29 protein-coding genes and 1 pseudogene are annotated in these 25,844 nt (G+C 46.4%); 23 read left to right on the plus strand and 7 right to left on the minus strand.

The genetic code is table 11. The annotated features are described in order from the left end of the window. Window positions 1–178: 178 nt before the first annotated feature. Window positions 179–313, plus strand: a pseudogene (locus G4O42_RS07415) (RNA polymerase sigma factor); the annotation flags it as partial. Further along, window positions 310–603, plus strand: a complete 294-nt coding sequence (locus G4O42_RS07420) for an anti-sigma factor family protein (RefSeq protein WP_032874797.1) — start codon at window positions 310–312, stop codon at window positions 601–603. The pseudogene G4O42_RS07415 and the gene G4O42_RS07420, both read left to right, overlap by 4 nt. A gap of 38 nt (window positions 604–641) precedes the next feature. Here G4O42_RS07420 and G4O42_RS07425 read toward each other — a convergent pair whose 3' ends face one another. Further along, window positions 642–1,259 (minus strand): hypothetical protein, encoded by a 618-nt coding sequence (locus G4O42_RS07425; RefSeq protein ID WP_032874799.1) that lies wholly within the window; start codon window positions 1,257–1,259, stop codon window positions 642–644. Window positions 1,260–1,570: 311 nt separating this feature from the next. Next, window positions 1,571–1,759, minus strand: a complete 189-nt coding sequence (locus G4O42_RS07430) for a YlaF family protein (protein WP_003154504.1) — start codon at window positions 1,757–1,759, stop codon at window positions 1,571–1,573. A 111-nt stretch (window positions 1,760–1,870) separates the two neighbouring features. Between G4O42_RS07430 and typA the strand changes: the two genes are divergently transcribed. Both typA and G4O42_RS07440 read left to right on the plus strand, forming a co-directional pair. Continuing rightward, window positions 1,871–3,709, plus strand: a complete 1,839-nt coding sequence (gene typA / locus G4O42_RS07435; RefSeq protein WP_032874801.1) for a translational GTPase TypA — start codon at window positions 1,871–1,873, stop codon at window positions 3,707–3,709. A 56-nt stretch (window positions 3,710–3,765) separates the two neighbouring features. Further along, window positions 3,766–4,086, plus strand: a complete 321-nt coding sequence (locus G4O42_RS07440; RefSeq protein ID WP_007611192.1) for a YlaH-like family protein — start codon at window positions 3,766–3,768, stop codon at window positions 4,084–4,086. Window positions 4,087–4,129: 43 nt separating this feature from the next. Here G4O42_RS07440 and G4O42_RS07445 read toward each other — a convergent pair whose 3' ends face one another. Beyond that, window positions 4,130–4,339, minus strand: a complete 210-nt coding sequence (locus G4O42_RS07445) for a YlaI family protein (protein WP_007409677.1) — start codon at window positions 4,337–4,339, stop codon at window positions 4,130–4,132. A gap of 102 nt (window positions 4,340–4,441) precedes the next feature. Next, complete coding sequence (locus G4O42_RS07450; protein ID WP_012117484.1) at window positions 4,442–5,065, minus strand: YhcN/YlaJ family sporulation lipoprotein; 624 nt, start codon at window positions 5,063–5,065, stop codon at window positions 4,442–4,444. 154 nt (window positions 5,066–5,219) lie between these two features. On the opposite strand from G4O42_RS07450, the gene G4O42_RS07455 reads away from it, so the two are divergent. Next, a complete protein-coding gene (locus G4O42_RS07455) occupies window positions 5,220–6,548 on the plus strand; it encodes a PhoH family protein (RefSeq protein WP_007409679.1) in 1,329 nt (442 codons plus the stop codon). Here G4O42_RS07455 and G4O42_RS07460 read toward each other — a convergent pair. After that, window positions 6,543–7,019: a hypothetical protein gene (locus tag G4O42_RS07460; RefSeq protein ID WP_032874803.1), complete on the minus strand. Its 477-nt coding sequence runs from the start codon at window positions 7,017–7,019 to the stop codon at window positions 6,543–6,545. The two genes, G4O42_RS07455 and G4O42_RS07460, sit on opposite strands and share 6 nt — an antisense overlap. Before the next feature lie 103 nt (window positions 7,020–7,122). Between G4O42_RS07460 and glsA the strand changes: the two genes are divergently transcribed. The 4 genes from glsA to pyc all read left to right on the plus strand — a co-directional run bounded on the left by glsA (window position 7,123) and on the right by pyc (window position 13,380). After that, on the plus strand, window positions 7,123–8,052 hold the full coding sequence (gene glsA, locus G4O42_RS07465) for a glutaminase A (RefSeq protein ID WP_029325894.1): 930 nt from the start codon (window positions 7,123–7,125) through the stop codon (window positions 8,050–8,052). 108 nt (window positions 8,053–8,160) lie between these two features. Further along, entirely contained in the window at window positions 8,161–8,442 is a 282-nt protein-coding gene (locus G4O42_RS07470) for an Fpa/YlaN family protein (RefSeq protein WP_003154494.1), read from the plus strand. A gap of 204 nt (window positions 8,443–8,646) precedes the next feature. After that, window positions 8,647–9,858 carry an FtsW/RodA/SpoVE family cell cycle protein gene (locus G4O42_RS07475; RefSeq protein WP_015239798.1) on the plus strand — a complete coding sequence of 404 codons (1,212 nt, stop codon included), beginning with the start codon at window positions 8,647–8,649 and terminating at the stop codon, window positions 9,856–9,858. A 75-nt stretch (window positions 9,859–9,933) separates the two neighbouring features. Continuing rightward, window positions 9,934–13,380 carry a pyruvate carboxylase gene (gene pyc, locus G4O42_RS07480; protein WP_032874805.1) on the plus strand — a complete coding sequence of 1,149 codons (3,447 nt, stop codon included), beginning with the start codon at window positions 9,934–9,936 and terminating at the stop codon, window positions 13,378–13,380. A gap of 95 nt (window positions 13,381–13,475) precedes the next feature. Here the strand turns inward: pyc and ctaA are convergent, their stop codons facing one another. Then, window positions 13,476–14,402 (minus strand): heme A synthase CtaA, encoded by a 927-nt coding sequence (ctaA, locus tag G4O42_RS07485; protein WP_007611205.1) that lies wholly within the window; start codon window positions 14,400–14,402, stop codon window positions 13,476–13,478. Between the two features lie 343 nt (window positions 14,403–14,745). Here ctaA and cyoE point away from each other — a divergent pair, with 343 nt between their 5' ends. The 6 genes from cyoE to ctaG all read left to right on the plus strand — a co-directional run bounded on the left by cyoE (window position 14,746) and on the right by ctaG (window position 20,718). Continuing rightward, the gene (gene cyoE / locus G4O42_RS07490) at window positions 14,746–15,663 is read left to right on the plus strand and encodes a heme o synthase (RefSeq protein WP_003154486.1); all 918 of its coding nucleotides are present in this window, start codon (window positions 14,746–14,748) and stop codon (window positions 15,661–15,663) included. A gap of 217 nt (window positions 15,664–15,880) precedes the next feature. Next, window positions 15,881–16,951, plus strand: a complete 1,071-nt coding sequence (gene coxB / locus G4O42_RS07495) for a cytochrome c oxidase subunit II (protein WP_003154484.1) — start codon at window positions 15,881–15,883, stop codon at window positions 16,949–16,951. A 31-nt stretch (window positions 16,952–16,982) separates the two neighbouring features. Beyond that, window positions 16,983–18,851, plus strand: a complete 1,869-nt coding sequence (ctaD, locus tag G4O42_RS07500) for a cytochrome c oxidase subunit I (protein ID WP_032874807.1) — start codon at window positions 16,983–16,985, stop codon at window positions 18,849–18,851. Beyond that, window positions 18,851–19,474 (plus strand): cytochrome c oxidase subunit III, encoded by a 624-nt coding sequence (ctaE, locus tag G4O42_RS07505; RefSeq protein WP_003154482.1) that lies wholly within the window; start codon window positions 18,851–18,853, stop codon window positions 19,472–19,474. Before ctaD ends, ctaE begins: the two co-directional genes overlap by 1 nt. 2 nt (window positions 19,475–19,476) lie before the next feature. Continuing rightward, entirely contained in the window at window positions 19,477–19,809 is a 333-nt protein-coding gene (ctaF, locus tag G4O42_RS07510) for a cytochrome c oxidase subunit IVB (RefSeq protein ID WP_007409686.1), read from the plus strand. 24 nt (window positions 19,810–19,833) lie between these two features. Beyond that, entirely contained in the window at window positions 19,834–20,718 is an 885-nt protein-coding gene (gene ctaG / locus G4O42_RS07515) for a cytochrome c oxidase assembly factor CtaG (RefSeq protein WP_087920763.1), read from the plus strand. 34 nt (window positions 20,719–20,752) lie between these two features. On the opposite strand, the gene G4O42_RS07520 is transcribed toward ctaG, so the two are convergent. Beyond that, window positions 20,753–21,112, minus strand: a complete 360-nt coding sequence (locus G4O42_RS07520) for a YugN family protein (protein ID WP_007409688.1) — start codon at window positions 21,110–21,112, stop codon at window positions 20,753–20,755. A 140-nt stretch (window positions 21,113–21,252) separates the two neighbouring features. Between G4O42_RS07520 and G4O42_RS07525 the strand changes: the two genes are divergently transcribed. The 8 genes from G4O42_RS07525 to coaD all read left to right on the plus strand — a co-directional run bounded on the left by G4O42_RS07525 (window position 21,253) and on the right by coaD (window position 25,842). Then, the gene (locus G4O42_RS07525; RefSeq protein ID WP_014417702.1) at window positions 21,253–21,696 is read left to right on the plus strand and encodes a CBS domain-containing protein; all 444 of its coding nucleotides are present in this window, start codon (window positions 21,253–21,255) and stop codon (window positions 21,694–21,696) included. 84 nt (window positions 21,697–21,780) lie between these two features. Continuing rightward, entirely contained in the window at window positions 21,781–22,821 is a 1,041-nt protein-coding gene (locus G4O42_RS07530) for a CAP domain-containing protein (RefSeq protein WP_032874809.1), read from the plus strand. 164 nt (window positions 22,822–22,985) lie between these two features. Beyond that, window positions 22,986–23,396, plus strand: a complete 411-nt coding sequence (locus tag G4O42_RS07535; RefSeq protein WP_025284691.1) for a YlbD family protein — start codon at window positions 22,986–22,988, stop codon at window positions 23,394–23,396. A 15-nt stretch (window positions 23,397–23,411) separates the two neighbouring features. Beyond that, window positions 23,412–23,651: a YlbE-like family protein gene (locus tag G4O42_RS07540; RefSeq protein ID WP_003154475.1), complete on the plus strand. Its 240-nt coding sequence runs from the start codon at window positions 23,412–23,414 to the stop codon at window positions 23,649–23,651. Between the two features lie 70 nt (window positions 23,652–23,721). Beyond that, window positions 23,722–24,171 (plus strand): regulatory iron-sulfur-containing complex subunit RicF, encoded by a 450-nt coding sequence (ricF, locus tag G4O42_RS07545; protein ID WP_032874811.1) that lies wholly within the window; start codon window positions 23,722–23,724, stop codon window positions 24,169–24,171. Window positions 24,172–24,229: 58 nt separating this feature from the next. Further along, on the plus strand, window positions 24,230–24,502 hold the full coding sequence (locus G4O42_RS07550; protein ID WP_014417705.1) for a YlbG family protein: 273 nt from the start codon (window positions 24,230–24,232) through the stop codon (window positions 24,500–24,502). A 298-nt stretch (window positions 24,503–24,800) separates the two neighbouring features. After that, window positions 24,801–25,355 (plus strand): 16S rRNA (guanine(966)-N(2))-methyltransferase RsmD, encoded by a 555-nt coding sequence (rsmD, locus tag G4O42_RS07555; protein ID WP_007409693.1) that lies wholly within the window; start codon window positions 24,801–24,803, stop codon window positions 25,353–25,355. A 4-nt stretch (window positions 25,356–25,359) separates the two neighbouring features. After that, a complete protein-coding gene (gene coaD, locus G4O42_RS07560; protein ID WP_014417707.1) occupies window positions 25,360–25,842 on the plus strand; it encodes a pantetheine-phosphate adenylyltransferase in 483 nt (160 codons plus the stop codon). The last annotated feature ends 2 nt before the right edge of the window (window positions 25,843–25,844 follow it).

The following is a 25,844-nucleotide window of genomic DNA, read 5'->3' on the forward strand; positions in this document are numbered from 1 at the left end:
CGATTTATTCTGAAAAAAATGACAAATGAAGTCGGGAAAAATGATAGGGGAAAAATGTTCCGATCTGTAAAACTTTTTTTATAGCCGTTTGTCTAAACGGGTGAGGCCTTAATAAACGAAAAGGATTGTTTCAGATGTCAGAGATTTTTAGTCATTTTATTCAGCATTTCGACAGGTATTTCAAGAGCTGTCTTACGAAGAGATTGCAGATGTTTTGGACTGGAGTCTTTCGAAGGTGAAGAGCACCCTGTACAGGGCAAGAATGCAGCTGAAACAGCACTTGGCGGAAAAAAGGAAGGACGGACAGATATGACTTGCTGTTTAGTGAGAGATTTACTCCCTTTATATATTGAAGGCGATTGTGAAACAGAAACGGAGCGGTTTATTTCCCGTCATCTTGAATCATGCGGTAAGTGCGGGAGTTTATATCATATGATGAAGGAGCCGCTTGACCTCGGCAGCCCTAAGATGAAGGCGCCAGCTTGTTATGCAGAAGAAGAAAGGCGGTTTAAGGAACGGTATTACGGGAAACTGCTGATAAAAGCAGCCTGTATGTTCGGTGCTGTTTTCTTTATCATGCTGATCCTTAAACTGCTGATTTAAAAAAACGCCCGGCTGAATGACCGGGCGTTTTAATCCGTTTACTCAGCCGGATGAAAGGCTGTATAAATGCCTTCAAGCAATTCCTGGGGCAGTGAATTAAAGAATCCGGCACACAGCTTTGCTTCTTTTTTTCCTGCTCCCGCTTTTTCAGCAAGGTCCTGATCAAACGTATACACACCGTCTTCTTCAATCAGCGCAGATTGAAGGATATGAAGACTTTGGGAAAAAGCGGTGAACAGCTGATCAACGATAAGGGCCTCTTTTTCCGTAAAGCCGAGCTCCACCGCTTTTTCTTTATTAAATGTATATTCGCCGTCCGTTTTCTCAATACATTGGGAAAGAACGGTTAAAAATTCGGTTGAACTGTCCCACAGCTTTTGAATGATCTGGGCTTGTTCTTGATCTAATCCCAATTCAACCGCTTTTTCACCGTCAAAATAATAGACACCGTCTTTTTCGTAAATCGATTGGCTGATGATGTCAATGAGTTTTGCCGCGTCTTCCGGTGTTTTCTCTGCGGAAGCCTGCAGGGCATGCGGCTCATTTGCCTGGATCGTTTTTGCGCCGGCAGAATCAAGCGGACTGAATGCAAGCAAGGCGGCTGAGGCGGTTGCGGCGGCAGTTACAGCGGTTTTCTTCAAAAAAGATGTTTTCATTTTGTTCTCTCCTTGTCATGTGTATTTGCTTACAGCCACAAGTATAAAAAGACAATGATGGAATTGATATAGGAGGTATGGTATTTTCTGCATAACGATGCCGGACTATTTCAGACTGCATTTTCTGAGGGAATCTGCTGATGTAACTAGAGTGGGGGCCGTCATTTCCGGCTTCCTGACTAGGCGGCGGGGGAGATAAGCCTTACATCTAAAGCCTGTTTTGAGAATGTAAAAAAGCCTGAGTCTTTGATTCAGGCTTCATTAGATATTGTGCTTTTCATGTTTACGGAATTTTGCAAAGGGTCATGCTTTTAATCAAGCAGTCCCTGTTCGCGCATTTTTTTCTTTACGGTGAAACCGCTTCCCATCATGGCGATAACGAGAACAATGCTTCCGATGATGCCCCATGCGCTTTTCTCAGCGATTGATACGCCGATCAGCATCATGCTGAAGACTGCTGCGAATGCAAATAATAATAAGAGCCAATTCAATTTTTTCATATTTCCATCCCCTTTAACGTCATACTTTCAGTTTACAGAAAAACGTAACGCTTTTAAAGAGGATGTGTGGTATAATATGAAAGTTATCTAATTTTTTTAGGAGATGAAAATGTGAAACTTCGAAACGATCTTCGCAACATCGCGATTATTGCCCACGTTGACCATGGGAAAACGACTTTGGTAGACCAATTGCTTCACCAAGCCGGAACATTCCGTGCCAACGAAAATATTGCCGAACGCGCAATGGATTCAAACGATCTTGAACGTGAACGCGGTATTACAATTCTTGCGAAAAATACTGCGATTAACTATAAAGATACACGCATTAATATTTTGGACACTCCGGGACACGCCGACTTCGGCGGAGAGGTAGAACGGATTATGAAAATGGTTGACGGCGTTCTGTTAGTCGTTGACGCATATGAAGGCTGCATGCCGCAAACCCGTTTCGTACTGAAAAAAGCCCTTGAGCAGAACTTAAATCCGGTTGTCGTCGTAAACAAAATCGACCGTGATTTCGCCCGCCCGGAAGAAGTCATTGATGAAGTGCTTGATTTGTTCATCGAGCTTGACGCAAACGAACAACAGCTTGAGTTCCCTGTCGTCTACGCTTCTGCGATTAACGGAACGGCAAGTCTGGATCCGAAAAAGCAGGACGAAAATATGGAATCACTGTATGAAACGATTCTTGAACATGTCCCTGCCCCGGTAGATAACGCCGAAGAGCCTCTTCAATTCCAAGTGGCGCTGCTTGATTACAATGATTATGTCGGCCGTATCGGTATCGGACGCGTTTTCCGCGGCACGATGAAAGTGGGTCAGCAGGTTTCATTGATGAAACTTGATGGAACGGTAAAATCATTCCGCGTAACGAAAATCTTCGGTTTCCAAGGATTGAAACGCGTGGAAATTGAAGAAGCGAGAGCGGGAGACCTCGTTGCCGTTTCGGGCATGGAAGACATCAACGTCGGTGAAACGGTTTGTCCGGCTGACCACCATGAGCCGCTGCCGGTTCTGCGCATTGATGAGCCTACGCTTCAAATGACATTTGTTGTAAACAACAGCCCGTTTGCAGGCCGTGAAGGCAAATATGTCACAGCCCGCAAAATTGAAGAGCGTCTGAACGCGCAGCTTCAAACAGACGTCAGTCTTCGTGTCGAACCGACTGCATCACCTGACGCATGGGTTGTTTCAGGACGCGGTGAGCTTCACCTGTCCATTTTAATTGAAAACATGCGCCGTGAAGGCTATGAGCTTCAAGTGTCTAAACCTGAAGTTATCATTAAGGAAATCGAAGGCGTAAGCTGCGAGCCTGTTGAGCGCGTACAGATTGACGTGCCTGAAGAGCATACCGGTTCTGTTATGGAATCAATGGGTGCGAGAAAAGGCGAAATGCTTGATATGATTAATAACGGAAACGGCCAGGTCCGCCTGATCTTTACCGTACCTTCACGCGGACTCATCGGCTATTCTACTGAGTTTCTGTCACTGACACGCGGGTTCGGTATCCTGAACCACACGTTTGACAGCTATCAGCCGATGCAAAAAGGCCAAGTCGGAGGCCGACGTCAGGGTGTGCTCGTTTCCATGGAAAACGGAAAAGCGACATCTTACGGAATTCAAGGTATTGAAGACCGCGGCGTCATCTTCGTTGAGCCTGGAACAGAAGTATATGAAGGCATGATTGTCGGCGAACATAACCGTGACAATGACCTTGTCGTCAATGTCAGCAAAATGAAACAGCAGACAAACGTCCGTTCCGCTACGAAGGATCAAACGACTACAATTAAGAAAGCGCGCATTATGTCGCTTGAAGAATCACTCGAGTACTTAAACGAAGATGAATACTGTGAAGTAACGCCGGAATCCATCCGTTTAAGAAAGAAAATCCTGAATAAAAACGAACGTGAAAAAGCGGCGAAAAAGAAAAAAACAGCAGGAATGTCTTAATCACTTGCAGAATTTGAAGAGGTAGAACCCGAACGGAAAAGGGGAGGGGGATCCTTTTGAATGAAGTAAGTGAACGGCTGTCGTTCTTTGCGGCTCTTTACCAAGTGGATGAGCATCCGCTGACGGGAATGTGGCTGTTATACGGAACAATCGTCGTGCTTTCAGTGATTGTATTTAAACTCGGCTTTGCCAAACGGCTGCCGGTGTTGAAGGCTGCGGCAGTTTATCTCTTTCTCGTGCTCGGCTGCACCGTACTGACTTTTTTCGGTGTGTTTCTGCCGGTCGGAGAAGGGCTTGTTGTCGCCGCTTTGATTTTGATCGTTTACAAAATCCGTCTGCACCAGTCCAAAAAAAGCCAGTCAGCTAAACCGCAATAAAAAAATGACCTTGCCTTCCGGCGGGTCATTTTTTTATTGCGGTTTATTTTTTCAGTTTATCTTTTTTCGCTTTTTGTCCGGGATGAAAGGAAAAGTGTCCGGTATTCAGCCGTGCCTCCGTTTTGACTTTGATTCGGTCATGGCATTCCCGGCACATATATGTATGAATCGGACGATTGCGGAGGCGTTTGGCTGTCAGTGTTTCATCATCAATTTGTTCGATTTTGTCGCAAATGGAACATTTTACTCTCATTGATTTTTCACCTCTTTCACTATGACAAGCATTATAACATGGATGCCCCTCCTGCCAAAGGGAAAGAAAGCAGCGCCCTTCCTTTGGAGCGGGCGCTGCTTTTTACCGGCGGTTTTTCATATGATGATCCGATTGATCGTTCTGTTCGTTCTGCAGCTTGTTCTGGTCTCTTTGGTTCAGCTGATCATCATTCGATTGAGTCGGTGATTCTTTTTCATTGTCGGTCACATCATTCGGGACTTCCGGCATGACACGACCGACGATGGCGGCAAGTTCGTCCAAAATGCCTGAAACGGGGCGGCCGGCCTTAATGTCGCTGCCCATGCCTCTCAGACGGGAAACCGTATCAGGATCAGCCACGACAACGGCATTGGCGCCGTAAGGATCGTTTTTTAACGCCTGGGCAACCGTGTATTTAATGCTCTCCACTTTGCTTCTTTCTAAATTGTCATCCACATCGATACCGACAACGGAGTATCTTCCGAGTACAACCGCGGTGGCGTCTGAAATGCCGGGGATTTTTTCGGTTACCTCGACGAGATGCTTAGCGATGTCTGTCCGGCCGGGATTTTCAGCTGTCTCAGGAGCCGTATTTTTCACATGGATCGGTTTTGCATCGCGCTGATCGGCTGATTCGTTCTGAATATTGCGGCCGCGGCCGTCCTGTACAGCAGTGCAGCCGGTAAGGATAAACAAGGCTTGTATGATAATGAAAAGAATTCGCACGTCAGATTTCCTCCTTGAATGCTTTCATTTATTTTATTGTTGAATTAACCTTCTATCTTTATTCACAAAATCATATATTTTAGCAGGCATCCCCGTTATTCGCGGAAAGAGAAGCACACGATGGGCTTTGATCCTTATTTCAGGAGGCTGAGACTTGAGTAAAATTTATGTGTTAGATACGAATGTACTTTTGCAGGATCCTAACGCCATTTTTTCCTTTGAAGAAAACGAAGTTGTCATCCCCGCCGTCGTGCTGGAAGAGGTCGATTCAAAAAAGCGGTATATGGACGAGGTCGGGAGAAATGCGAGGCACGTATCTAAGCTGATAGACGGGCTCAGGGAGAAAGGAAGGCTGCACGAGAAAGTTCCGCTTGAAAGCGGAGGAACGCTCAGAATTGAACTGAACCACCGGTCATTTCACCAGCTCCAAGAAATTTTTATCGAAAAAACGAATGATAACCGCATTTTGGCGGTGGCAAAAAATTTAAGCCTTGAGGAGGAAACGAAAGAAAACGGCCGCCTCGTCATCCTGGTCAGCAAAGATGTGCTTGTCAGGGTAAAGGCGGATGCCATCGGGCTTTTGGCGGAGGACTTTTTAAACGACAGAGTCGTTGACCATGATGAAATATATAGCGGGTACAAAGATATATTTATGAATAAAGAGCGGTTTGCCTCGTTTTATAAAAACAAACAAATTTCAGTCAAGGAGCTTCAGCAGCATCAGGTTTATCCGAATCAATTTGTGCTGATGAAAGATGAATTAGGAGGATCTTCGTCTGCGGTCGGCATGACAGATAAGAAAGGCGAGACTGTAAAAAGACTCGTTTTCGATGATGAGCACGTATGGGGCATCAGGCCGAAGAACGTCCAGCAGACAATGGCGCTTGAACTCCTGCTGAGGGAAGATATCCCGCTTGTCACCCTGATCGGAAAAGCGGGGACGGGAAAAACCTTGCTTGCTCTCGCGGCAGGGCTTCTGCAGACGGAGGATCTCGGGATTTATAAAAAGCTGATCGTCGCGCGTCCCATCGTCCCGGTGGGAAAGGATATCGGATATTTGCCGGGCGAAAAAGAGGAAAAGCTCAAGCCGTGGATGCAGCCGATCTTTGATAATCTTGAATTTTTATTCAATGCGAAAAAGCCGGGTGAACTTGAAGCGATTTTGGCAGGAATCGGATCGATTCAGGTGGAGGCGCTGACATACATTCGGGGAAGAAGCATTCCGGATCAGTTTATTATTATTGATGAGGCTCAGAATTTGACGAGGCACGAGGTCAAAACGCTTTTGACTCGGGTGGGAGAGGGCAGCAAAATTGTCCTGATGGGCGATCCGGAGCAAATAGATCACCCATACTTAGACAGTTTAAACAACGGACTTGCTTATGTTGTAGAACGGTTTAAAGAACAAACCGTCTCCGGCAGCGTGAAGCTTGTGAAAGGTGAGAGATCCGGCCTTGCACAGCTTGCCGCCGATTTGTTATAAAACTTCGATTTCTGTGACGCCCGTTATCGGTTTTTCAAAGTCTCCGTCCACGTAAAAATGGACCGGGCCGCCGTCTTGAAGGGGTTTCCCCGCATCACTGAAATGCGCGACTGCGTCCATCGCCTTTTCGAGCGGCACTTCGGTTCTTTCTGATTTTGAAATAAATGCGCACAGGACAGCGCTTTCTTTCGGCTCGGCATTTGCTAAAACAGCGCCGAGCTTCATGGCGAAGCTGCCGTTCATCAGTCTTTCTTTTTCATAACGTTTTTCGCTTTTTAAAGTCGGCGGCGAAATGCGCCCTTCTCTGATCACCCGTTCCGGATCAAGCGTATGCTCCTGGGTTTCTGCAGAGCCGTCCGGATGAACGGGCTGATTTTTTTCAAACGGAAACTTGCGGTCATCGAAAATCCAGACACTCGGATCAATTGTAATCGGGTATGTAACATTGCCTTTTACTTGAATAACGCTCATGGTGAAGCCCCCCTTTACTTAAAGTATAAAAGTTTTCGCATGAATTGTCACTTTGCGTCGCAAATTAGATGTATACAACGGCAGCGAAGTGAGGATGATCGACATGGTATGCCGGCATTACCAAGAGCTGGACGCATTAGTTCAGGAAGCCAAAAAAAGAACCGAAGAAGGCAAAGTGGCAGACTATATTCCGGCTCTGGCTGAATCTGAACAAGACAGCCTTTCGGTCACGATTTATCATGCGGAAAATACATGTCTGACGGCAGGAGACGCCGACCGGACATTTACGCTGCAGAGCATTTCGAAAGTGCTTTCTCTGGCGCTCGTACTGATGGATTACGGAAAGGAAAAGGTGTTCAGCTGCGTGGGTCAGGAGCCGACCGGCGACCCGTTTAATTCCATGATTAAGCTTGAAACAATGAATCCGGGCAAGCCTTTAAATCCGATGATTAATGCAGGGGCTCTCGTCGTTACGGGCTTAATTAAAGGGCATTCGCCGAAAGACCGCCTGGATTACCTGCTCGGATTCATCAGAAGACTTGCGAATAATCAGGACATTACATATTGCAGCCATGTCGCGGAATCGGAATTCAGTTCATCCATGATTAATCGGGCCATGTGTTATTACATGAAGCAGTATGACATTTTTAAAGGCGATGTTGAAGAGGTCATGGATTTGTATACAAAACAGTGCGCGATTAAGATGAGCAGTCTGGATTTAGCCAAAATCGGCTGTGTATTCGCCCTTGACGGCAAGCATCCGGAAACCGGGGAGCAGGTCATTAAAAAAGATGTGGCGAGAATCTGCAAGACGTTTATGGTGACATGCGGCATGTACAATGCGAGCGGAGAATTCGCGATTAAAGTCGGCATTCCCGCTAAAAGCGGCGTTTCGGGAGGAATCATGGGCATTTCGCCGTACAACTTCGGAATCGGTATATTCGGCCCGGCGCTTGATGAAAAAGGCAACAGCATCGCGGGTGTGAAGCTTTTGGAAATCATGTCTGAGAAATACAGGCTGAGTATTTTTTGAAACATTTTTTTATCATAACATCTGCTTAAATCCTCTTGCAATTTCACCTGATACCCTTTATGATAAATAGAAGAATTAGGTACTCGCCTGGGGAACGGAGGGATACTTTTGGCTTCAGAGATTATAGTTGACCATCAGCAGAAAGCATTCGAGCTGTTGAAGTTAGATGCTGAGAAGATTTTGAAGCTGATCCGAGTACAAATGGATAACTTAACGATGCCTCAATGTCCTCTGTATGAAGAGGTCTTGGATACTCAGATGTTCGGACTGTCGAGGGAAATCGATTTTGCTGTCCGCCTGGGATTAGTTGACGAAAACGACGGCAAAGAGCTGCTGGACAGACTTGAAAGAGAACTGTCTGCTTTGCATGACGCGTTTACAGGAAAATAAATGATCAAACTCAAACTATTCAACGGTTTGGGTTTTTTTATAACCGTAAACCGTTTTTTTGCATCTTCTTTTCGTAAGACGGTCTCTTAATCTGCATTTCATCCGAAAAACTATAAAGAAACTGCGTAAATTGTTTATGAATTATAGTAAAATATAATACGCTATAGGTATTAAACGTAAGCTTTAAGCAGGAAAGAGGATGTTATGTTTAAAAGAATGTTAAAATCTTACGATTATTCATTGATATGCGCTATCATTCTGCTGTGCTGTTTCGGATTGGTAATGGTATACAGCTCAAGCATGATTACCGCCGTTATGCGTTACGGCGTGAGCAGCGACTATTTCTTTAAACGGCAGCTGTTCGCCGTCATCGCGGGGTTTGTGCTGTTTATCATCGCGGCCGTTTTTCCGTACAAAGTGTTCGCCCATCAAAAGATTCAGAAATTCATACTGCTTGCGTCAGTGGCTGCGCTTTGCGCGCTGTTTGTTTTCGGACATGTTGCCGGAAACGCGCAAAGCTGGTTTAAAATCGGCGGAATGGCCATTCAGCCGGGGGAATTTGTCAAGCTGACCCTGATACTGTACCTTGCCGCGGTATACGCAAAGAAACAAAGCTACATCGATCAGCTTTTGACGGGGGTTGCTCCGCCGGTGATCGTCACCGTAGTTATTTGTGCGCTTATCGCCATTCAGCCCGACTTCGGAACGGCAATGATTATCGGTCTGATCGCGTTTTGCGTCATTATGTGTTCGGGATTCAGCGGAAGGACCCTGCTCAGGCTGGTTCTCATGGCGGGAATCGTATTGCTCCTTGTCAGCCCGATCATCTATCTGAAATGGGACGATATTTTGACACCCGGTCGTATGAGCCGGTTTGAAAGCCTTGAAAATCCATTTAAATACGCCAGCACATCAGGCCTGCAGATTATAAATTCGTATTATGCGATCGGCTCAGGCGGTTTTTTCGGTCTCGGTCTTGGAGAAGGCATTCAAAAATACGGTTATCTGCCTGAATCGCATACAGACTTTATTATGGCGGTTATTTCAGAGGAGCTCGGCATTTTCGGAGTCCTGTTTGTCATTGTACTGCTGGCTTTTGTCGTGTTAAAAGGTTTTTATATTGCGAGAAAATGTGAAGATCCGTTCGGGAGCCTTTTGGCAATCGGGATATCCAGCATGATTGCGATTCAGACTTTTATCAATCTCGGCGGTGTCAGCGGCTTAATTCCGATTACAGGTGTTCCGCTGCCGTTTATCAGCTACGGGGGCTCATCAATGTTGTTGTTATTAATGAGCGCCGGTATATTGGTGAATGTCAGCATGCATGTCAAGTACTCAGAAAAGAAGAAAAAGAGGGAGCCCGTTCCGTCTAAGGGGGTAAAAAGACGGCAGACGGAAAAATCTGTGTATCTCTAAAAAACAAGTGTATACACAGGACGGATATTCCTTTATTATAAACTACATATTTATTAGGCCAAGGGGGAGAAAAGTTTGTCACAACAATCCATCCAAAAAGTGTTAGTAGCAAACAGGGGAGAAATTGCGATCCGGATTTTCCGGGCGTGCACAGAATTGAACATCAGAACGGTAGCCGTTTATTCAAAAGAAGATTCGGGCTCCTATCATCGCTATAAAGCGGATGAAGCTTATCTTGTGGGAGAAGGCAAAAAACCGATTGACGCGTATCTTGATATTGAAGGGATTATTGAGATCGCAAAAAGAAACGGTGTTGATGCCATTCATCCGGGCTACGGATTTCTCTCTGAAAATATCCAATTTGCGAGACGCTGTGAAGAAGAGGGCATCGTATTTATCGGACCGACGTCAGCGCATTTGGATATGTTCGGAGATAAGGTAAAGGCGAGGGAGCAGGCAGAAAAAGCCGGCATCCCCGTTATTCCGGGGAGTGACGGACCGGCTGAAACATTAAAAGATGTCGAACAATTCGCAAAAGTCCACGGATTTCCGTTTATTATTAAAGCATCGCTCGGAGGCGGAGGCCGCGGAATGAGAATCGTCCGAAGTGAAAGCGAATTGAAAGAATCGTTTGAGCGGGCCAAATCAGAAGCGAAAGCCGCATTCGGAAACGATGAAGTGTATGTTGAAAAACTGATCGAAAATCCTAAGCATATTGAAGTTCAGGTGATCGGAGATAAAGAAGGCAATGTCGTCCATCTGTATGAGCGGGACTGTTCCGTTCAGAGACGCCATCAAAAGGTCATTGAGGTGGCGCCGAGTGTATCTTTGCAGCCTGAATTAAGGGACGAAATCTGTGAAGCGGCTGTGGCGCTTGCGAAAAATGTCGGCTATATCAACGCGGGGACCGTGGAATTTCTCGTAGCGGGCGGTGAATTTTACTTTATTGAAGTGAACCCGCGCGTGCAAGTGGAGCATACGATTACGGAAATGATAACGGGGGTTGATATCGTTCAGACGCAAATCCTCGTCGCGCAGGGCTACGGACTCCACAGCCGTGCCGTCAATATCCCTGAGCAGAAAGACATTTTTACAAACGGGTATGCGATACAATCACGTGTGACCACTGAAGATCCGCTGAATGACTTTATGCCTGACACGGGTAAAATTATGGCTTACCGCTCAGGCGGCGGCTTCGGCGTCCGCCTTGATACGGGAAACAGCTTCCAGGGCGCCGTCATTACGCCTTACTATGATTCACTGCTCGTCAAGCTGTCGACATGGGCGCTGACGTTTGAACAGGCATCAGCAAAAATGGTCCGCAACCTGCAGGAATTCCGGATCAGAGGCATTAAGACCAATATTCCGTTTCTTGAAAACGTGGCAAAGCATGAAAAATTCCTGACGGGCCAATACGACACATCGTTTATCGACACAACGCCTGAGCTGTTTGTTTTCCCAAAACAGAAGGACCGCGGAACAAAAATGCTTTCCTATATCGGCAATGTCACGGTGAACGGTTTTCCGGGAATCGGGAAAAAAGAAAAACCTGCATTTGATAAGCCTCAGACCGTTACGTTAGGTATCGAAGAAAAGCCGGCAAGCGGTACGAAACAGATCCTTGACGAAAGAGGCGCTGAGGGGCTTGCAGACTGGGTGAAAGAGCAAAAATCCGTGCTCCTGACCGATACAACGTTCAGGGATGCCCATCAGTCTCTGCTTGCAACCCGGATCAGATCCAATGATTTGAAAAAAATCGCGAATCCTACGGCTGCCCTGTGGCCTGAACTGTTCAGCCTTGAAATGTGGGGAGGCGCGACATTTGATGTAGCGTACCGTTTCTTAAAAGAAGACCCTTGGAAACGCCTTGAAGATCTTCGCAAAGAAGTGCCGAACACATTGTTCCAGATGCTCCTTCGTTCATCAAATGCCGTCGGTTATACAAACTATCCGGACAATGTCATCCAAAAATTTGTCCGGCAGTCAGCGGAGTCAGGTATTGACGTATTCCGGATCTTTGACAGCCTGAACTGGGTAAAAGGGATGACGCTGGCCATCGATGCCGTCCGTGAAACCGGAAAAGTGGCGGAGGCTGCGATTTGTTACACGGGAGATATTCTTGATAAGACCCGGACGAAATATGATTTGAAATATTATCTTTCTATGGCGAAAGAGCTTGAGGCGTCTGGTGCGCACATTCTCGGGATTAAAGACATGGCCGGTCTTTTGAAACCTCAAGCCGCATACGAACTTATCTCAGCGCTGAAGGAAACGATTGATATTCCCGTTCATCTTCACACGCATGATACGAGCGGCAATGGCGTCTTTCTCTATGCCAAAGCTGTTGAAGCGGGTGTGGACATCGTGGATGTCGCCGTCAGCTCAATGGCGGGTCTGACTTCACAGCCGAGCGCAAGCGGATTTTATCATGCCCTTGAAGGGAACAGCCGCCGTCCTGAAATGGATGTCCGGCAGGTGGAAAGACTGTCGCAATACTGGGAATCCGTTCGTCAGTATTACAGTGAATTTGAAAGCGGGATGAAGTCTCCGCATACTGAGATTTATAATCATGAAATGCCGGGCGGCCAGTACAGTAATCTGCAGCAGCAGGCAAAAGGAGTCGGCCTCGGTGATCGCTGGAATGAGGTGAAAGACATGTACAGCGTCGTCAACCGCATGTTCGGCGACGTCGTGAAAGTAACACCTTCTTCCAAAGTCGTCGGAGATATGGCGCTTTACATGGTGCAAAACAATTTAACAGAACAAGATGTTTATGATAAAGGCGAAACGCTTGATTTTCCGGATTCAGTCGTTGAGCTCTTTAAAGGGCAGATCGGCCAGCCGCATGGCGGATTTCCGGAAAAACTGCAAAAGCTCGTTCTGAAAGGACAGACACCGATCACGGTAAGACCGGGTGAGCTGCTTGAACCGGTATCTTTTGAAGGCATTAAAGAAGAATGGAAAGAAACACATCAGATGGAATTGAGTGATCAGGACGCAATCGCGTATGCTCTTTATCCGAAGGTGTTTACTGAATATGTTAAAACGGCAGAACGCTTCGGTGATATTTCCGTATTAGACACACCGACTTTCTTCTATGGCATGACACTCGGTGAAGAAATCGAAGTGGAAATCGAGCGCGGAAAAACGCTGATCGTGAAGCTTGTATCTATCGGTGAACCGCAGCCAGATGCAACACGTGTCGTTTATTTCGAATTGAACGGCCAGCCGCGCGAGGTGGTCATTAAAGATGAAAGCATTAAATCGTCCGTACAGGAAAAATTAAAAGCAGATCGGACAAACCCAAGCCACATTGCGGCATCCATGCCGGGAACCGTCATTAAATTGTTAACGGAAACCGGGGCAAAGGTGAATAAAGGCGATCATCTGATGATTAATGAAGCGATGAAGATGGAGACGACGGTACAGGCGCCGTTCTCCGGGACGATACAGCAGATTCATGTGAAAAACGGTGAACCGATTCAGACAGGCGATTTACTGATCGAAATTGAAAAAGCGTAAAATGAATATAAAAAACCTGATCCGCCCCCGTGTGCGATCAGGTTTTTTATATGTAAAAAGGCCGAAGCTCTAATGCTTCGGCCTTTTCATGTGCCTCAGATGTTCCGCTGTTTTGATTCATATCGGAAGCGGGCGATTAATAATAAGAAATAGCATAAGACGCCGAACAGGCCGGCAATAAAGAGCGAATGGGCAAGTGCAAAGCCGGTGGCCATTTCTGAATAAACAACCATGATTCCGGAGAGCGCCTGTAATACAACAAAGGCAAGAGCCGCTATCCAGCCCCCAAGAATCTGTTTTTGATCTTTGTAGGAGCGCACCGCATGCGCAAAAGCGACAAGAATCCATACGAACAGAAGCAGCGCTGCCGTTCTGTGGCCCATCTGCACCCATTCCTGAAAATGAGACGGAAGCCCGTGGTTCAGCCTGCTGCAAAGCGGAACGTCAGGGCAGGCAAGGCTTGATTTCGTATGGCGCACATAAGCTCCCGTATAAACGACGATATACGTGTAAATCGAAAGGCCGATCATATGAAACTGCATTTTCCTGCCGATTCTCAGCGGCTTGACAAGCTTTTTGTCTGATTTATCAGCTTCGAATATGAGCAGCGTCAAAATCAGAACAGAAGCGAAAGAAATCAGCGATATGCCGAAATGAAGCGCCATAACGAGCGCATTTGATCCGAAAACAACCGCTAATGCGCCGAGAAGCGCCTGTAAAAATAAAAAGATAATGGACATAATGGCGAGAAAGGTTGTTTCACGGAAAACAGGCGTGACTTTTCTCCATGCCCAAAAAGCGAGACTCAGCACGAGAACGATTGAGACACCGCTTGCGAGTCTGTGGCTCCATTCAATGATAGAAGCGGCGTTAAGCTCCGGGAAAAACCGGCCGTGGCAAAGCGGCCACTGCCGTCCGCATCCGAGACCCGATCCTGTCTTTGTGACAAGAGCGCCGCCGATCAGCACGACGAGCATGACGAATGTCGTCAGCACGCCGAGCGCTTTCAAAGCTTTATTCATTTTACATTCACCTTCTTAACAAACTGGACAAAATGATATACGTACCAAGTGTAAGCGAATATGTGTTTTGTGGCAATTCTCAATTCTGTTTGTTCACAAAAATATAATAGAATCAGGACTTCTTAGATAATGGGGTTGATTATTCCAGATGGGTCTGATAGAAATAAAGTAACCGCTTTATTATGAAACCGGCGGATTTGGTAAAATTCATAAAAAGTTCACAAATAAATTCCTGTTTCTCGTTTAATATTTAAGAGGATGTTTTTTTACAGGTCATTATCTTGTATGATAGAGTTGCAGGTCTTAAAAAACCTGCTTTAGGTTTGTAAGGGAGGTTTACGTTATGGCTAATTCCAGAATTTTAAACGATACAGCTATAGACGGACAGATTGAAGAGACGACGGCATGGAAGGATTTCCTTTCGCTTATCAAAATAGGAATCGTCAATTCGAATTTAATTACGACTTTTACCGGCATGTGGCTTGCGTTACATATATCCGGTCTGAGTTTTTTAGGCAATTTAAACACCGTGCTTCTTACATTAATAGGATCATCTTTGATCATCGCCGGTTCTTGTGCGGTTAACAACTATTATGACCGTGATATTGATCATTTAATGGAACGCACGAAAGTAAGGCCGACGGTAACCGGAAAGATTCAGCCGAATCAAGCGCTGTGGTCAGGAATTTTACTCATTGCTTTAGGACTTATCATGCTTTTGATGACCACCGTGATGGCAGCAGTCATCGGTTTTATCGGCGTGTTTACGTACGTTGTTCTTTATACAATGTGGACGAAACGCCGTTATACGATTAATACGGTTGTCGGAAGTGTATCAGGCGCCGTGCCGCCGTTAATCGGCTGGACAGCGGTTGAAGGGCACATCGGTGTTGTCGCGTGGGTTTTATTCATGATTTTATTCATCTGGCAGATTCCGCACTTTTTAGCGCTTGCGATTAAAAAGACGGAAGATTACAGAGCAGCGAATATTCCGATGCTTCCGGTAGTGCACGGCTTTGAAGTGACGAAAAGACAGATTATCGTCTGGGTCGCATGCCTGCTGCCGCTTCCGTTTTTCCTCGGCAGTCTCGGTCTTCCGATCGTCATTCTCGGCACTTTGCTGAATGTCGGATGGCTTGTTCTCGGACTGATGGGATTCCGCATGAAAAACATCATGAAGTGGGCAACTCTTATGTTTGTCTATTCGCTTAATTACATGACCATTTATTTTGTAGCGATGGTGGTCTTCACGCTGTTTTAATTGAATAATGAGCTTGTTTGATCGCCAAAACAAACAATGACAACTAGTAAACGCCGCCTTGACCTTTTGTTTAATCAGGCGGCTTTGCTTTTATACATAGATGGAATTTTAAGTAAAAAATCTCATATTTTAAGAAATGAGGAAAAGAAGTATTTCGGCTGGAAGCAGTTTTACTGTTTGTGCATCTCGTACTGATTCAAAAAAGGGGTTGGGTGAAATGTTAAAGCGTTGGCGTCTTTTATCATTATTAGCCTTAGTGCCGCTTTTATTGAGCGGCTGTGGAAAACCGTTTCTGTCCACACTCAAGCCTGCCGGCGAAGTGGCTGATAAACAATATGATCTGACGGTGCTCAGCACACTTATCATGGTTGTCGTCGTTGCGGTCGTAGCAGTTATTTTCTTTTACGTCATTGTGAGATTCAGACGGTCGCGTATAGGGGAAGACACGATACCGAAACAGGTGGAGGGGAACCGTTTTTTAGAAATCACTTGGACCGTTATTCCGATCCTGCTTCTGATTATTCTTGTCATTCCGGTTGTCATCGATACATTGGCGCTGGCGGATACGTCGCCGATGGATAAGAAAAACCGTAAAGCAGAGGATGCGCTCGTGATTAATGTAAGGGCGAATTTATACTGGTGGGAATTCGAGTATCCTGATTACGGGTTTGTGACAAGTCAGGAGCTGATCGTTCCCACAGATGAACGCGTTTATTTCAAGCTGAAGTCCTCAGATGTGAAACACTCTTTCTGGATTCCGTCAGCCGGGGGAAAAATCGATACGAATACGGATAATGACAATACTTTCTTTCTGACCTTCGATTCTAAACGAAGCAAAGAAGCGGGAGAATATTTCTTCGGGAAATGCGCAGAGCTGTGCGGACCTTCACATGCGCTGATGGATTTCAAAGTGAAACCGCTGCCGTCAAAAGAATTTAAACAATGGACGAAAGCGATGAAAAATTATAAGCATACAACAGATTCCGGTTTAGCCGCGCAAGGAGAAGAGCTGTTTAAGGAAAAAAACTGCCTGAGCTGTCATGCGGTTGAGCCCAATGATAAACGGGCTGAAGCGGCAAGAACGGCTCCGAACCTCGCTACCTTCGGTGAACGGGTCAAAGTGGCCGGCATTAAGGATGCGAATAAAGAGAATATAAAAGCCTGGCTGAAAAATCCGGACAGCATTAAACCGGGCAATAAAATGACAGGCACTTATCCGAAGCTCTCGGACGCTGAAACGGATGCGCTGTATGAATATTTAAAAGGGCTGAAAGCGGAGAACAAGTGAGGACAGGGAGATATCAGGGGGGAGGTCGTAAATGATGAATACGCTTACAGTACAGCAAAGAAAAAGCTCTTTGCTTTGGGATTATTTGACGACGGTTGACCATAAGAAAATCGCGATTTTATATATGATCGCCGGGGGATTTTTCTTCGTCGTCGGCGGACTTGAGGCCATGCTTATCAGGATTCAGCTCTTGAGGCCGGGGAACGATTTTATGGGTGCGCAGCAGTTTAATGAAATTATGACGATGCACGGCACGACAATGATCTTCCTGGCGGCGATGCCGCTGTTATTCGGGCTGATGAACGCGGTTGTGCCGCTGCAGATCGGGGCGCGTGACGTTTCATTCCCATTTTTGAATGCGCTCGGATTTTGGCTGTTTTTCTTCGGAGGCATCTTTTTGAATCTGAGCTGGTTTTTAGGAGGCGCTCCTGATGCAGGCTGGACGTCGTACGCGTCGCTTGCGCTGAATTCGAAAGGGCACGGCATAGACTTTTTCGTGCTCGGCCTGCAAATATCAGGCTTAGGTACGCTCATTGCGGGGATCAATTTTCTCGCCACGATTATTAATATGAGGGCGCCGGGTTTGACGTATATGAGACTGCCGCTGTTTACGTGGACGACATTTGTGGCGTCGGCACTCATTTTATTCGCATTTCCTCCGCTCACCGTCGGTTTGGCGCTGATGATGCTGGATCGTTTGTTCGGAACGAATTTCTTTAATCCTGAATTGGGCGGCAATACGATAATCTGGGAGCATCTGTTTTGGATTTTCGGGCATCCGGAAGTATACATTTTAATTCTTCCCGCCTTTGGGATTTTTTCAGAAATCATTCCCGTTTTTGCGAGGAAACGTCTGTTCGGTTATTCGTCTATGGTCTTTGCGATCGTGCTGATCGGCTTTCTCGGGTTCATGGTTTGGGTTCACCACATGTTTACGACGGGACTCGGACCGATCGCTAATGCGATATTTGCGGTTGCGACGATGGCGATCGCGGTGCCTACGGGCATTAAAATTTTCAACTGGCTTTTGACCATCTGGGGAGGTAACGTCAAATTCACGACGCCTATGCTGTATGCCGTCGCCTTTATTCCTTCTTTCGTACTCGGGGGAGTCACGGGTGTCATGCTGGCGGCCGCAGCGGCAGATTATCAGTTCCATGATACGTATTTTGTCGTAGCGCATTTCCACTACGTCATTATCGGCGGCGTTGTGTTCGGCATCCTGGCGGGCGTGCATTTCTGGTGGCCGAAAATGTTCGGGAAGGTGCTTCATGAAACGATGGGGAAAATTTCGTTCGTCTTATTTTTTATCGGGTTTCATCTTACCTTCTTTATTCAGCATTTCCTCGGTTTGATGGGAATGCCGCGGCGCGTTTACACATATCTGCCCGGCCAGGGGCTTGATACCGGCAACCTGATCAGTTCAATCGGCGCGTTTTTCATGGCGGGCGCGGCTGCTTTACTCGTCGTCAATATTATTTATACCTCAATAAAGGGGAAATACGTCGGGAACGACCCGTGGCTGGACGGTCGTACGCTTGAATGGGCGGTCTCTTCGCCGCCGCCGGAATATAATTTTAAACAGCTTCCGTTTGTCCGGGGACTTGACCCGCTGTGGATTGAAAAGCAGGCCGGAAATGAAGGGATGGCGCCTGCAGAGCCTGTAGAGGACATTCATATGCCGAACGGATCCATCATGCCGTTTATCATATCTTTCGGGCTGTTTGTCGCAGCGTTTGGGTTTTTATACCACTCCGATTATTCATGGGGGCTTCCGGTTATCTTCATAGGGCTCGGCATCACATTCTTTACCATGCTGCTTCGCTCTGTGGTCGATGATTACGGCTATCATATTCACAAAGAAGATCTGCCGAATGATGATAAAGGGGTGAAGGCATAATGCAGCTGCAGGAAAAAATGACGGCTGAAACCTTTCCGGCTTCTCCTGAAAAAGCAACGCTGGAAGGGAAAAATAAGTTTTTGGGATTTTGGCTGTTTCTCGGCGGGGAAACGGTTCTGTTCGCCTCGCTATTTGCAACATTCCTTGCTTTGCGGGAATCTAAAGCCGGAGGGCCGTCAACGGCTGAGATGTTTGAGCTGCCGATCGTATTTATCGCGACGATGCTTCTTTTAACGAGCAGCTTAACGAGTGTGTATGCGATGTATCATATGAAGAATTTCTCCTTTAAAAAAATGCAGGTGTGGCTTTTGGTTACCGTTTTATTGGGAGCAGGATTTTTAGGGGTGGAAATCTATGAATTTATGCATTACACTCACGAATTCGGCTTTACCATTACAAGCTCTGCGCTCGGCTCAGCGTTTTACACGCTCGTCGGCACACACGGAGCACACGTGGCGTTCGGGCTGTTGTGGATCAGCGCGCTGATGATCCGGAATGCGAAAAGAGGGCTCAGCCTTTATAATGCGCCGAAATATTATGTGGCCAGCTTATATTGGCATTTTATCGATGTCGTGTGGGTCTTTATCTTTACCGTTGTATATTTGATGGGGATGGTGGGATAACGATGGACGATAACAAAAACAGAGGGACTGTCAGTACGGATCTCGAATATCGGAAAAAGAAAAATGCCGAGGAGATGAAATATCAGGTCATATCCTTCGGTTTGATGATCGGCCTTACGCTTGTCGCGTTTTTGACGGTGGCTGCTGACGGCATTGCCGGATGGTTTACGATGCCGTTTCTGATCCTGCTTGCGGTCATCCAGGTCATCTTTCAGCTGTTCTACTTTATGCATATGAGCCAGAAGGGGCATGAAGCGCCGTCATTATTTCTGTATTCGGGAATATTTGTCGCGTTTATCACCGTGCTTGCATTTGTCACGATTATTTGGTGGTAATCGGGACGGCGGGGAGTGAGAGATTTGATTAATTTGGAAATGTTCGGGTTTCGCGCAATGTGGAGCCCGTATCTGTTTTGTATAACTGCCGTGATAACAGGTGTTTACTTTTACTGGTGCAGCCGGCATAAAGGACGTGTGGCCGCTAAGGAGAAGGTGCTGTTTGTGCTTTCCGCGCTATTTTTTTACACGGCTGCGGGAAGTCCGGTTGATTTATTGGGCCATGTGATGTTCAGTGCTCATATGGCGCAGATGGCGGTTCTGTTTTTAGTGGTACCGCCGCTGTTGATTTCCGGAATTCCCGGCTGGGCATGGAAAAAACTGATCTTCCGTCCTGTCGTAAAGCCGCTGTTTTCGTTCTTTTCAATGCCGCTTATCGCATTAGTGCTGTTTAACGGTATTTTTTCACTGTATCACATCCCGTTTATATTTGATTTCGTCAAAACGGATTCGCTGTATCACACGCTGATGAACGGACTCATCTTTGTAACGGCGTTTTTTATGTGGTGGCCGCTTGTGCATAAGGTGGACGGTCTGCCCCGTCTCAGCGGTTTAATGAAGCTGGGGTATATTATGGCAGACGGGATTCTGTTAACGCCCGCCTGCGCGCTCATTATGTTCAGCGGGGCGCCCATGTATGCCACGTATACAGATCCGGCGGCTTGGGCCGAAGCAATGAAGCTTTGCGTTCCTTTAGATTTGCTGGAGGAGATCCCTTTATCCGGACCGGAGATGTTCAACACGCTGCCTCCTCTGGAAGATCAGCAGCTTGGGGCAGTACTGATGAAAATCATTCAAGAGGCGGTCTACGGAACATATTTGGCTGTCATCTTTTTTCAGTGGGTCAGAACGGAACGGGAAAAAGATACGCCGTCAGAGCCGCCGTATATCGAGCATACCGTCTCATGAAAAAAAGTACAGCAGAATATGCTGTACTTTTTTATTACATTTGCACTGTTTTTAATGACTCTTCCAATTCAAGCAGTAAAGCTTTGCTTTCAGCGACGACATGTTCCGGAAATTCTTCAGCGCTGCCGTATTCTACGCCGTGCGGATAATAATGCTTTCCTAAAAGAGGGGCCTTCAGCTGAATCACGGCCCGGCTGCCGCCGACATCGCCCTCTTTTGCCGTTCCTTGAATCCGCAGATAAAATGTCCCCTCAGGTACTGAAAACTTTTTGTCGTAAGTCACTCTTTCATAATCCCATTGTCCAGCCAGAATGAGCCCTTTACCTTCCATCAGATCATTCAAGCGGCTGAGCTCCGCTGTTACCCCTTCAAGACCGCTGTTTTCAAACTTCAAACCTTCCCCCTCCTTTTAAAAATGCCCTTTCCTGACAATCATAGTATGAAAGCGTTACACTTTCAATGATTCATACGGTGAAAGTATGCAAAAAGAAAAATTTGACGACAATAGTAGCAGAAAAAAGGAGGAATTCCGCAATGACAAAGATCAATAAGCTCATGACGTCAGACTTGCAATATTGTACAGTATTAGATAATGTATATGAAGCTGCGGTGAAGATGAAAGACGCGGATGTCGGCGCCATTCCGATAGTGGATGAAGACGGCGCCACCCTTGTCGGGATCGTGACAGACAGAGATCTCGTATTACGGGGAATTGCTTCAAAAAAGCCGAACTCTCAAAAAATAACCGACGCAATGACAGAGCGGGTTATCAGTGCAGAAGAAGACGCCTCTGTGGAGGAGGTGCTCCATTTGATGGCTGAACATCAGCTCAGAAGAATTCCCGTCACAAAGGATAAAAAACTGGTCGGCATTGTTACGCTCGGCGATCTTTCGTTGGCCGAGCAATCAAATGAGCAAGCAGGCCGGGCGCTGTCTGACATTTCTGAAGACGGCGGTCCGGAGGGGTTTATCCATTAAACATAAATCACGGACGATGCAAATAGGCTGTACTGTATAAGAGTAAACAAAAACAGAACGGTTTGAACATATGGGGGTGAGAGGTTGAAAAATATCGCAAGGGCTCTCGTTATCCTTTTGCTTATTTACGGAGCGTATGTTCTGTTTATACAATATGGATCGGCTCCTCAGAAAAAGACGGATCAGGAGGAGCCTCAGGTTTCCAATGATGAAGAGAGCGGAAAACGGCTGAAAATGCCGTCATCCGGACTGCTTTCTCTCATGGGGAAATCTGCCGCCGATGTGAAAAAGAAACTTGGGGAACCGTCCCGGAAAGATCCTTCTGCCTACGATTACGAGTGGTGGGTGTACAACCAGGGGAAAGACCAATACGTACAAGTCGGTATTTTGAATGATAAAGCCGTGACTTTATACGCTTCGGGAAGCGGCATCAACGCAAAACCGTTTAAGATCGGCGAATCAACGGGCGAAGTTTTTAAAACGACGCAGGTTTCTCCTTTTGTCAATGTGACTGACAAGGGAAACACGTATCGGTTCGAGTTTTCTGAAGAAGATATCAATACCCGTCCCACCGTCAAGATAGGCGGAATGTATGTTCAGCTGTACATGGACAAATTTGACGGGAATCTGTCAAGCATCAGGGCATTTGATGCGGAAACACTTGTGAAACAAAGGCCGTATGAAGTCATGTACAGAGGAAAGCTGACAGAACCCGAGCCAGTTTCTGATAAAAAATGGAACGACATTGAACGAGCGAGTGAGCAGCAGATTCTCGATATTACAAATGTCATCCGCGTGAAACACGGACTTGCAAGGCTGAAATGGGACGAAGGCGCCGCAAAAGTGGCATTCGGCCACAGCAAGGACATGAAGGATAACAAGTATTTCTCTCACGTCTCAAAAAAATACGGGACTCTGAAGGATCGCTTGGAAAAAGGCGATGTGAAATACCGGGAGGCCGGTGAAAATATTGCCTACAACTATGTGGACGGTCCTGCAGCCGTGGAGGGCTGGCTGAACAGCGAAGGCCACAGAAAGGCGCTGTTAAGCCCGGATTATACGCACCTCGGTGTCGGCGTGGACCGGAAGTATTATACGCAAAACTTCATTAAGCCTTGGCAGTAAAAAACCGCAGAGGGGCGCGTCCCCCGCGGTTTTTTTATGTTTTTTCGCGAGCGGCGCTCCTGCTGAAAAAAATATACCTGCTTTTTTTCGCAATTTAGGCGAACATTAAGGCGCATGAACCGATACATTATAGCAGGCAAAACTTTTCGGAGGGGGTGAGAATTGTGGCGAATCAGCAATCACGGCAATCAATCGATGATTTTAAACAATTCGTAAAAAAGCATCCCAAACTGATCCAAAATGTTCGCAAGGAACAAAGAAGCTGGCAGGAAGTCTATGAAAATTGGGTGCTTCTGGGCGAGGATGATCCGATATGGAACCCTTTTAAAGACGAGGCCGTTCAGCCTTCTTCCGACGCGGAAACCAAACAGGAACCAGCTGAAAAAAACGATTTCGTTTCAAAAATGGTCACTGCCGTCAAAAAAATGGATATCAACCAAATGAATGAGCAGATCAATAAAATGAGCCAATCCATTTCATCATTGCAAAGCCTTTTAAGCCAATTTTCGGGGAGCAGCACGAAGCAGCCCCGGCAAGGCTCCGGACAACATCCTTTTTCGTTCAGGAAGGATTAAAGAAGGGGATCGTGTATGCGAAAAGAGGTTCAGGAATTCATATCCGCAGATGAGGAACGGAAACGGTTTATACGGCAGCGTCCCGTCTGGTACCGCAGACTTGCGAGAAAACCGGACGATCTCAATTCCTTTCAGCTTGACATGATGAATTTTTATGAAAAGACGATACCGCATCGGGTAAGCCAATTCTCAAACGGGATTCAAATGGCGCAGATGATGATGCAGATGGTTCACGCCATGCGTTCACAGGATTAAAAAGCGTTTAAACGCCGCATTTTCCAATTGGGTGGTTTCATGGTAAACTAGCAACTGGAGGTGCGTATTTATGTATGCAACAATTGAGTCCGTCAAGCTTCAAAGGGAAGCGGAGCAGCTTGCCGGCATGATTCTGCAGTCTGAGACGGCTGAAAATTACCGCGATTGTTACAAGCGTCTCCGTGAAGATGAAGAGGCAGGGCGGATCATTCGTTCTTTTATGAGCGTTAAAGAGCAGTATGAGGATGTGCAGCGCTTTGGCAAATACCATCCTGATTATAGAGAGATTTCCCGCAAAATGAGAGAAATGAAGCGGGAACTGGATTTAAACGATAAGGTGGCCGAATTTAAAAAAGCGGAGACTGAGCTTCAGTCGCTGCTTGACGAGATCAGCATTGAACTCGGAACGGCCGTCTCGGAGCATGTAAAAGTGCCGACGGGGAATCCTTATTTTGACGGCCTGTCATCCTGCGGCGGCGGCTGCGGTTCCGGCGGCGGCTGCGGATGCAAAGTTTCCTGACGAGACGGCCGTCTCGTCTTTTACATAAAATGAACAGAAAGTCAGGCGGGTGATCATGATGGAAAATAAGCGCCAAGGCATAATCGTATATCTGCATTCCTTAAAACACAGCAAAATGCTGAGAAAATTCGGCAACGTTCATTATGTTTCAAAGCGGCTGAAATACGTTGTGCTGTATTGCGATATGGACCTAATCGAAAAAACAATGGAAAAGATTTCTTCTTATTCTTATGTGAAGAAGGTAGAGCCTTCTTATAAACCTTTTTTAAAGCTGGAATTTGAATCAAAGCTTGATAAAGCGAAAGAGTACGATTATAAAATCGGCATATAAAAAAATCCCCGCAGATACCTGCGGGGTCCTTCTATTCCTTAACAAGTTAAGGAGAAGGAAAAGGGAGAGGAGAAACCGGAGGAAGAACTTATGGGGAAACGTAAGTCTTCTCCGCGGTTGGCAACAACATCATTCATTGATGCTGTTACACGTAGTCTTGACAGGAATGTGAATATGTATACACGATTTCACGTTCATTGTTTGAAAGAATGCTTTATGATAAGATAGGGATTGTTTTTATACATAACGGCTCAGCCGATGAGAAACATCAAAGTTTTCAGAAAAAGTGGTGTGAATAATGAGAGTAATTTCCGGTTCAAGAAAAGGACGAGCCTTAAAGGCTGTGCCGGGCACATCAACAAGGCCGACGACGGATAAAGTAAAAGAGTCTATTTTTAATATGATCGGCCCGTATTTTGACGGAGGAACGGGGCTGGATTTATTTGCGGGGAGCGGCGGTCTCGGGATTGAAGCGCTGTCGCGCGGATTTGACCGCTGTATCTTTGTGGATCGTGATTTCAAAGCCATCCAAACGGTAAAAGCGAATATCAAAGCGCTTGATCTGCTGTCTTCAGCGGAAGTATACCGCAATGATGCAGAGCGGGCCCTCTATGCCGCGGCGAAACGGGAAAAAGGTTTTGACGGAATTTTCTTAGATCCTCCGTATAAGGAACAAAAGCTGAAAGCGCTTATCGAAATGATTGATGAGCAGAACATGCTGAATGAAGACGGTTTTGTCGTAGCCGAGCATGATAAAGCCGTTGCGCTTCCTGAAGCCGTCGGCGCGCTTTCTGTAACAAGAAGGGAAATTTACGGGCTTACAGGAGTGACGATATACCGAAATAGGGGGTAATGATGTGGCAAGTATAGCTGTATGTCCCGGAAGTTTTGATCCCGTTACCTACGGACATCTGGACATTATCAGACGGGGGGCAAACGTGTTTGAGCAGGTGTACGTATGCGTGCTCAATAATTCTTCTAAGCAGCCGCTGTTTACAGTTGAGGAACGATGTGAGCTGTTAAGAGAAGTGACAAAAGACATACCGAATGTTACGGTCGAGACGTCACAGGGACTGTTAATCGACTATGCGAAAAAAAAGCGGGCGAAGGCGATTATCAGGGGGCTCAGAGCCGTTTCTGACTTCGAATATGAGATGCAGGGGACTTCCGTCAACCGCGTGCTCGACGAATCAATAGAAACTTTTTTTATGATGACGAACAATCAGTACTCTTTTTTAAGTTCAAGCATCGTAAAAGAAGTCGCAAAATATAACGGGCCTGTTTCAGAGTTTGTTCCTCCGGAAGTTGAACAGGCGCTGAAGCAGAAATTTAAAGGATGAGA

It is taken from the genome of Bacillus sp. LUNF1 (genome assembly GCF_011008975.1).
Classification (GTDB): Bacteria; Bacillota; Bacilli; order Bacillales; family Bacillaceae; genus Bacillus; species Bacillus velezensis.